At 57.6% G+C, this 450-nt stretch carries 1 protein-coding gene; it reads right to left on the reverse strand.

The features are described 5' to 3' along the window. Positions 1–31 precede the first annotated feature (31 nt). Positions 32–450: MotA/TolQ/ExbB proton channel family protein (locus tag H8K43_RS18670; RefSeq protein WP_186905257.1), on the reverse strand; the 419-nt coding region annotated here is incomplete at its 5' end.

Genomic DNA, 450 nt, shown 5'->3' on the forward strand with positions numbered 1-450 from the left:
CTCAGTCTGCCCCCGTTGACCGGGTTGGACCTTATGCTTTTTTCGCGACTTTAGTCATGTTGCCGGACAGGACAACAGAGTGCAGGTCAGCGGCGAACGCGCGGACTTCTTCCATCGCGCTCTTGTTACGGCGAACCAGGAAGTTGTAGCCCAGAACCGCTGGAACCGCGACTGCCAGACCGATCGCGGTCATGATCAGCGCTTCACCCACAGGACCCGCTACTTTGTCGATCGATGCCTGACCGGACATACCAATCGCTGTCAGCGCGTGGTAAATACCCCATACAGTACCGAACAGACCAACGAATGGTGCAGTGGAACCAACTGTCGCCAGGAAGGCCAGGCCGTCTTGCAGGCGGCTTTGTACTTTGTCGACTGCGCGCTGGATGGACATGGAAACCCAGGTGTTCAGGTCGATTTGTTCCAGCAGGGCGCCTTCATGGTGCTCTG

Origin of the sequence: Cognatundibacterium curvum (assembly GCF_014284235.1) — a bacterium.
Lineage (GTDB): Bacteria > Pseudomonadota > Gammaproteobacteria > Burkholderiales > Burkholderiaceae_D > Undibacterium > Undibacterium curvum.